7 protein-coding genes and 1 pseudogene are annotated in these 7,721 nt (G+C 71.4%); 5 read left to right on the top strand and 3 right to left on the bottom strand.

Annotation, left to right across the window (positions count from 1 at the left end):
• Positions 1 to 1,852: ParB-like protein (locus tag CQ044_RS19285; protein WP_219845004.1), on the top strand; the 1,852-nt coding region annotated here is incomplete at its 5' end.
• A gap of 543 nt (positions 1,853 to 2,395) precedes the next feature.
• Here the strand turns inward: CQ044_RS19285 and CQ044_RS19280 are convergent.
• From CQ044_RS19280 to CQ044_RS19270, 3 genes are read right to left on the bottom strand one after another with little or no spacing between them, the layout of a single operon-like run.
• Complete coding sequence (locus CQ044_RS19280; protein WP_258133383.1) at positions 2,396 to 4,165, bottom strand: AarF/ABC1/UbiB kinase family protein; 1,770 nt, start codon at positions 4,163 to 4,165, stop codon at positions 2,396 to 2,398.
• A gap of 46 nt (positions 4,166 to 4,211) precedes the next feature.
• Positions 4,212 to 4,742, bottom strand: a complete 531-nt coding sequence (locus CQ044_RS19275; protein WP_105689966.1) for a DUF3995 domain-containing protein — start codon at positions 4,740 to 4,742, stop codon at positions 4,212 to 4,214.
• Positions 4,742 to 5,341: a PadR family transcriptional regulator gene (locus CQ044_RS19270; RefSeq protein WP_105689965.1), complete on the bottom strand. Its 600-nt coding sequence runs from the start codon at positions 5,339 to 5,341 to the stop codon at positions 4,742 to 4,744. Before CQ044_RS19270 ends, CQ044_RS19275 begins: the two co-directional genes overlap by 1 nt.
• Before the next feature lie 210 nt (positions 5,342 to 5,551).
• On the opposite strand from CQ044_RS19270, the pseudogene CQ044_RS19265 reads away from it, so the two are divergent.
• The 4 genes and pseudogenes from CQ044_RS19265 to CQ044_RS19250 all read left to right on the top strand — a co-directional run.
• Positions 5,552 to 5,656 (top strand): annotated as a pseudogene (locus CQ044_RS19265) (DUF2510 domain-containing protein); the annotation flags it as partial.
• 30 nt (positions 5,657 to 5,686) lie between these two features.
• Positions 5,687 to 6,484 carry a G5 domain-containing protein gene (locus CQ044_RS19910; protein ID WP_258133382.1) on the top strand — a complete coding sequence of 266 codons (798 nt, stop codon included), beginning with the start codon at positions 5,687 to 5,689 and terminating at the stop codon, positions 6,482 to 6,484.
• Between the two features lie 43 nt (positions 6,485 to 6,527).
• Positions 6,528 to 7,289: a ribonuclease H gene (locus tag CQ044_RS19930; RefSeq protein WP_105689964.1), complete on the top strand. Its 762-nt coding sequence runs from the start codon at positions 6,528 to 6,530 to the stop codon at positions 7,287 to 7,289.
• Between the two features lie 25 nt (positions 7,290 to 7,314).
• Entirely contained in the window at positions 7,315 to 7,611 is a 297-nt protein-coding gene (locus tag CQ044_RS19250; protein ID WP_105689963.1) for a DUF503 domain-containing protein, read from the top strand.
• Positions 7,612 to 7,721: the final 110 nt, after the last annotated feature.

The raw sequence follows: 7,721 nt of genomic DNA, 5'->3' as shown, positions 1-7,721 counted from the left end.
CCTGGAGACCCCCGTGCCCCTGCTCCGCTCGCGTCGCACGCTCGCCGTCGCGCTCGCCTCGTTCCTCGCCCTCGGCGGATCCGTCGTCTCGGCGCTCCCCGCCGCGGCCGCCGACAGCACTTCGACAAGCTCAGCGACCGACGTCAAGGACGCCTCGTGCGTCGTCGGCGACGCACGAGCGTTGTGCGCCCCCGTGGGCGATCTGCTCGATGTGCGCATCGGCGATGTGCACCCCACGCAGCCTTCGCTGGGCTACGACGAGGTCTACTACAAGCTCGGCCGCTACGACACCGAGCTGTCGAAGGACGCCGTCAACAAGAAGTTCGCGGACTGGTGCGAGGCCAACGGCCAGCAGGACGCCGCGAGCGCGCAGCCGAACGCGACCCTGCTGGATCCCTCCACCTTCACCTGCGCGGTGCCGGTCGGCAGCGAGACGGCCGACACGATCGCCCCCATGAAGACCGTGGTGATCGGCCCGCAGGGCGTGCTCTACCTCACGGACGGGCACCACACCCTCACCTCGTTCCAGGAGAACAGCGGCCCCGACGTGCACGTCCGGCTGCGCGTGCTCGGCAACCTGTCCGGCCTCTCGGACGCGGATTTCTGGGCCGCGATGCAGGCGAACAAGTGGACCTGGCTGCGCGACGTGAACGGCGACGCGATCACCCCCGCCCAGCTGCCGTCGAACGTGGGCCTGTCGAACTTCGAGGACGACCGCTTCCGCAGCATCCTCTACTTCGCGCGCGACATCGGCTACTCGGCCGACGGCGCCGTGCCGTTCCAGGAGTTCTACTGGGGCACCTGGCTGCGCACTCGCGCGGACATCCCCGTCGCGGGCTGGAACCAGGACGACTGGGCCGGATCCCTCGCGCTCGTGAAGCAGCTCAGCCAGGAGCAGGTCGCGCTCGGCGCCGGCACCGTGGTCGACCCGCAGTCCGGCTACACCGCGGGCGACCTCAGCGTGCTCGGCTCCTGGAACGACGGCAAGGCCGAGTCCAAGGGCGAGTGGGCCAAGCTCGCGAAGCCCTACTCCGACGCCAAGCCCGGCAAGCTCGCCTACATGACCGAGTACCGCCTGCGGCACGTGACGCCCGCCCCGACCGCACCCGCCGCACCGGCCGCGCCCGCCGCGGTCGTCTCCGGCGCCTCGCCCGCGGGCTCCCACGTCGCCGCCACCTGGTCGGCGCCCGCCGACGGCGGCTCGGCGATCACCGGCTACACCGTGTCGCTCGGCGCAGGCCTTTCGTCCGAGGTCGAGGCCCTCAGCACGTCGTTCGCCTTCGACGGCGTGGTGCCCGGATCGTATTCGCTGACGGTCACTGCGCACAACGCGATCGGATCCACCGCCTCCGGCGCGACGCCCGTGACGGTCCCCGACCCCGCCGCTGTGCAGGGCTCCGTGACGATCTCGGGCGACCTGCGCCCCGGCGGATCCGTCACCGTCACCGCGAACGGCCTCGCCACCGACGCGGCAGGCTTCGCGGTCGTGGTGCACTCGGATCCGGTCGCGCTCGGCACCGGATCCACGGACGCGTCCGGCGCGTTCACGCTGCAGGCCGCGCTTCCCGCGTCGCTCCCCGCGGGAGCGCACACGGTCACGGTGTCCTTCAACGGCATCACGGTCGCCTCGGCAGCCTTCACGGTCGCAGCCGCGGGTGGCGACGGCGGATCCGGCACCGGTTCCGGTTCGGGCACGGGTTCGGCCGACTCGGGTGCGGGTGGTTCCGGCTCCGGCTCGCTCGCGACGACCGGATCCGCAGCCCCGATCGGCCTCGGCATCGCCGGCGCCGTCGTCATCGCGGCGGGCGTGCTGCTGCTCGCCCGTCGCCGAGCCGGTGTCGAGCAGGACTGACGCACCGCTGCGCTGAAGCGCGCCGACGAGGATGCACGGCCGGGATCCGGTCGTGCACCCTCGTCGTTCCGGTCGCGGTTCCCGTCGTCGTTCCCGTCGCGGCCGGTTCGGGGCGCACTTCCCCGTTTTGGGGCGCCCCACACCCGGTTCTACGGACGAGACGCGCCCCAAACCGCCGGAACGCGCCCCAATCCCGGACTGGACGAACCGGGAGCAGCACCCTCCGTCGGCGCTGCCCGGCCTGTGAGCCGGGTTTCGGGGCGCACTTCCTCGTTTTGGGGCGCCCCACACCCGGTTCTACGGACGAGACGCGCCCCAAACCGCCAGAACGCGCCCCAAAACCGGAGCGCACAAGTCCGGAACGTTCAGACCGGGACCTGCCCACTTCGTAGCTCCAGTCCGGCACTCAAACCCGGTTTGGGGCGCACTCTCTCGTTTTGGGGCGCACCACACCCGGATCCGCGGATGTGGGGCGCCCCAAACGGCAGAACCACGCCCCAAACCGGAGCCAGCCCGCCACAAGCCAGCCCGACCCCGAGGACGTCAACGCGGCCCGCGGCGGAACAGCCCGGCGAACAGGGTATGCAGCAACGGCAGCACCGAGACGCTCATCAGCACCGTGCCGAGCACCGGGTTCACGGCGAGCACGAGCGCCCCGCCGATGAGCAGAGCGGCGAAGAGCAGCCCAGAGACGCCGCGGCGGATCAGGCCGTCGATACGGTCAAGGCGCCGCTCGATGCGCGAGGTGTCGAACGTGACGGATCCCTCGTCGATGCGCGTGACGAGGTCGTCGATCCGCTTCGGCAGCCGCCACAGGACGCCCGCGTTCGAGACCGCCTGCTGCGCGAAGTCCTGCACGAGGTTGCCGCTCTCGTCCGCGAGCAGCCGGGTGGCGTAGGGCTCGATCGACTCCCAGATGTTGAACTGCGGATCCAGCCCGCTGCACATTCCGGAGGTGAGCGAAACGGCGCGGATGAGCAGCAGGAGTCCTTCGGGCAGCTGCACCGGCAGCGAGCGCATCGTGTCGCCGAACTCGACGGCGAAACCCTGGAATTCCCGCGGATCCACGTCGCGCAGCTCGGCGAAGCCCATGCCGCCGAAGCGCGCGAACAGCGCGGACAGCGCCCGCTCCAGCTCGCGGTTCTCGGCGGAGGGCATGAGCACGCCGATCTCCTGTGCGGCGGCGACCATGCCCTTGCCATCGCGGGACGCGGCCGCGATGAACAGCGTCCGCAGTCCGCGCCGGATCCCCTCCGGCACCTCCGCCATCATCCCGAAGTCGATGAACGTGAGCCGCCAGGCGGGGTGCACCTCGCCCGGAACCGAGGATGCCGAAGATGCCGAGGACGCCGAGGACGCGCCGGGCATGCCGGCGCCGCCGGCGCGGTGGGGCGTCACGAAGATGTTCCCCGGATGCGGATCCGCGTGCACGAATCCGTGGGTGAAGAGCTGGTCGAACATGACCTCGGCGAAGACGCGGGCGACGTCGGAGGGATCGATCCCGGCCGCGCGCAGGGCGTCGATGTCGTTGATCTTGATCGCGGTGACATCGGACAGCGTGAGCACGCGACGGGTGGTGCGCTCCCACGCGACGAGAGGCGCGTCGACCCTCGGATCGTGGGCGAAGTTCTCGGCGAACCGCTCCGCGGCTGCTGCCTCGTGCAGGTAGTCGATCTCCTCGAGGCTGGTCTGCGCGAACTCCTCGACGAGAGCGGGTGCGTCCACTCGATCGGCGATGAACCGGATGCGCCGCAGCCATCCCGCGACCCGGCGGAGAGCCGCGAGATCCGTCGCGACGACCTGGTCGATCCCGGGCCGCTGCACCTTGACCACGACCTCGTCGAATCCCGCATCGACGGCGTCCGCCTCGGACAGCCGCGCGCGATGCGCCTGACCGAGCGAGGCCGCGGCGAGCGGGGTGTCGTCGAACGAGGCGAACGCGCGTGAGAGCGGCACCCCCAGTTCGGCCTCGGCGAGCGCGCGGATCTCGGCGATCGGCACGGGCGGGACCTCGTCCTGCAGGCCCGCGAGCTCGGTCGTGATCTCCGGCGGCAGCACGTCCAGGCGCGAGGACATGAACTGGCCGACCTTGATCATCAGGCCGCCGAGCTCGACCGCCAGCACGTGGAAACGCTGCGCGAGCACGCGCATCCGACGCTCGCGAGAGCTTTCGGCGACGCGTGTGAAGCCGATCCGCGGCAGCACGAGCTCGAACCACCACGTCTGCATGAGCACGCGCGCGGCGAATCCCAGGATCCGCCGGTAGCGGGCGCGCAGCGGAGGGCCCTGATCTTCGGCCGCGCTCTGGCGCATCGCCGGCGACGCCGGATTCCGATCGTTGACCATGACGATGTGCCTCCTATCCCATCTTCCTGCGCCGGATCCGCCCGAGCGAGCCCAACGCGACCGCCGCGCCGAGCACGAGGCACACGGGCCGGTAGACGACGCGGTCGAGCCGGCGGAACCGCGCACTCGGGTCGGGGAGTCGCAGAGCCTTCGTCGCGGCGACCCCACCGGCGAGTCCGCGAGCGATCAGCGCGCCTGCGGCCCCCGCACGGATCAGCCTCGCGATCGGACCGGCACCGCCGGCCCCACCGACGACCGCGGCGCCGCCGAGGGCCAGGACCGCCACTCCCACGGTGGGACCGGCGGCAGGCACATGCTCCGAGCCGACGACCGCGTCAGCCAATGCGGCCGCGTCGCGCGCCGGCCACGGGCTGCCGGCGGCCCAGACGAGATGAAGGACGCCGACCGCGGCGAGTCCGACCGCTCCTACGGCCCGGCCCGCGATTCCCGCCGCGCCGAACGCATCCTTCGACCGTCGCGGGAGCGGCGCGACTGACGCCGCCCCGATCCCGAGTTCTCCTGACTCTGCGGAACCGCCCGTCATCAGTCGGCGAGGATCGCGTACAGCCGGCGACGCGCCTCATCGAGCACGTCGATCGCCTGCTGCACCTGCTCCGGAGTGCCGGTGCGCGCCACCTGCGCGGCCGCGCCCGCGAGGTCGACCCCCGCCTTCGGCAGCGCCCCGAACGATGCCGAGCCCGCGCCCGCGCGTGCGCCGGAGTTCTCCCACGGCGGCGTGCCGGCCTCATCGGCGACGGCCCGACCGGCCTCGGTGAGCGAGTAGGTCTTGCGTCCGCCCTGCTCTGCGGCCTCGATCAGCCCCTCGTCCGCGAGCAGCTGCAGCGTCGGATACACGGATCCGGCACTCGGCTTCCACGAGCCGCCGCTGCGCTCCTCGATCTCCTGGATGATCTGGTAGCCGTGCATCGGCTGCTCGGCGAGCAGGGCGAGCACTGCGGCGCGCACGTCACCGCGTGCCATGCGCGGGGCCTGCGGGCGCTGGTCGAAGGCGGAGCGCAGGTGCTCCATCGCCTCCCAGAGTCCGGCGGTCGGGTTCATCCCGGGGCGTCCGCCGAAGCCGCGCCCACCGCCGGGGCCGAACCCCGACCCGCCGAATCCACGCGGTCCGAATGTGTTGTCCATGACGACCTCCTCGATTCCTGCTCGTCCCGAGCGATAGTTAACGATATGTCGCTATGTATCGGAAGGGAAGAGCGGATCCGGATCCGATCCGGCGGTGCCGGATTAGCAGCATCATCCTTCGCGTCGGCCAGGCCCCCAGGTGTGGACGCGCTCTCAGCAGATCGATAGGATTCGGGCACCCGATGCCGACCGACCCGAACGGCGACTGCAATGACTGATGCCCCTCCCCCTCCTTCGTGGTACCCCGATCCCCAGGACAGCGCGCTTCTGCGCTGGTGGGATGGCACTGCGTGGACGGCGCAGACCGCTCCAGCGAACGCGGCCGCCAATCCCCTTCCCGAGGCAGTGAAGACACCGCCCCGGCGCTATCCCTGGTGGGTCATTGCGCTCCTGCTGGTGGGCGTCATCCTGCTCGGTGGAGTGCTGGCACGAGTCACGCCGGTGCTGCTCGCTCTCGCGGTTCTGGGAGCGATCGGCCTCGCTGTCTACGTCTTCATCCGCGGTGGCGCGCCGCGGCTCTTTCTGCGTTCCCGCACGTCCGGTCTTCTTGCGCTGGGGGCGGCGCTGCTCCTGATCATCGGCGGGGGCGCGGCGAATGCGGCCACTCGGCCGACGACGGAGACCGCCGCGGTCTCGGCGACCCAGACGCCGCACGCGTTCGCAGCGTCCAAGGCGACACCCACGCCGGCCCCGACCTCGTCCGAGGAGGTCGACGTCGTGACGGCGATCCCGTTCGAGCACTCGACCGTCGACGACGCCGCGCGCGACCTCGGCACGAGCGAGATCGTCACAGCCGGTGTCAACGGCACGAAGGTGATCACCTACCGCGTGACGAAGGTCGGCGGGAAGGAGACGGGCCGAACGATCGTCCGCGAGACCGTCACCGTTGCGCCGATCGCGGAGGTCACCGCACGCGGCACGCGCGAGCAGCCGGCCGCGGCGCCTGCCCCCTTGGTGGCCCAGGAACCTGCCGGGGACTGCGACCCGAACTACGCCGACGCCTGCGTGCCCATCGCCAGCGATGTCGATTGCGCCGGAGGCAGCGGCAATGGGCCGGCCTACGTCCGGGGCCCCGTGCGCGTGGTCGGCACGGACATCTACGACCTCGACCGCGACGGAGACGGCATCGGCTGCGACAAGTAGCGCCACGCCCGGCCCTCGTCCCGCCACGCCCTACGGTGGAAGCATGACGATCACCGCCGCGGCAGACGGTTCCGCCCTGGGCAACCCCGGACCCAACGGCTGGGCCTGGTACATCGACGACGGCAACTGGGCCGCCGGCGGATCCCCGCACGGCACGAACAACCAGGGCGAGCTTCGCGCCGTGCTCGAGCTGCTGCTCGCGACTGCGGGCGTCCCGGACGAGAAGCTCGTGATCGAGTGCGACAGCCGGTACGTGATCGACTCCGTGACGAAGTGGATGCCGGGGTGGAAGCGCAAGGGCTGGCGCAAGTCGGATGGCGGCCCTGTGCTCAACCGCGATCTGCTCGAGGGCATCGACGAGGCGCTGCGCGGACGCGACGTGTCGTTCACCTGGGTCAAGGGCCACGCCGGGCACCCCTTGAACGAGGCGGCCGACCACCGCGCGAACGCCGCCGCGACCGCGTATCAGAAGAAGCGGGATCCGGACCGGGGCCCGGGCTTCTCGGGCGGTCCGGCGGTCGCAGCCCCTTCGACGCCTGCCACCGCCACCGCCCCAGCTTCCGAGGCCCGCACAGAGGCTCCCTCCGCCGGATCCTTCGCACTCCCCGTCGTGGCCTCCTCCGCCGCCCCGGCACCCGCGCTCTGGGCCGAGGCCTCCGATCTGCTCGACGGCCTCGATCTCCCTGCGGATGCGACCCCCACTGAACTTCGCGTGGCGCTCAGCGCCGAGGAGCACGCGCGCCTCCGCGACCGTGCCGACGCCCAGGGCGTGACCCTGGAGGAGGCGTTGCGCCGCCTGATCTGAGCACATCAGGTGCCACACTGGCCGGATGTGGATCGGATGGATCGAGTTCGACATCCTGCTCGGCGACGTGCACTCTCTGAAAGAGAAGCGCAGCGTGATCCGGCCGCTGCTGGCGGAGCTCAGCCGGCGGACTGAGGTCGCCGTGGCCGAGGTCGGCGCGCAGGATCTGCACCGCCGCACGATGCTCGGTGCGTCCGTGGTCGCTGCGCACGCCTCGCACGTCCGCGACGTGCTGGATCAGGCCGAACGCCTGCTCGCCGAGCAGCATCCGGAGATCACCGTGCTGTCCACCCGGAGGGGCCTGCACAGCAGCGAGGACTGAGCTCGCGGTTCCCCACCTCCGTTTTGGGGCGGATCTGCCCGTTTTGGGGCGCGCCAGACCACGGAATCCCGGCGACGCGCGCCCCAAAACGGGTAATCACGCCCCAAAAC

It is taken from the genome of Microbacterium sp. MYb64 (assembly GCF_002979495.1).
In the GTDB taxonomy this organism is placed as follows: domain Bacteria; phylum Actinomycetota; class Actinomycetes; order Actinomycetales; family Microbacteriaceae; genus Microbacterium; species Microbacterium azadirachtae_A.
This window is presented reverse-complemented; position numbering and strand designations above follow the sequence as displayed.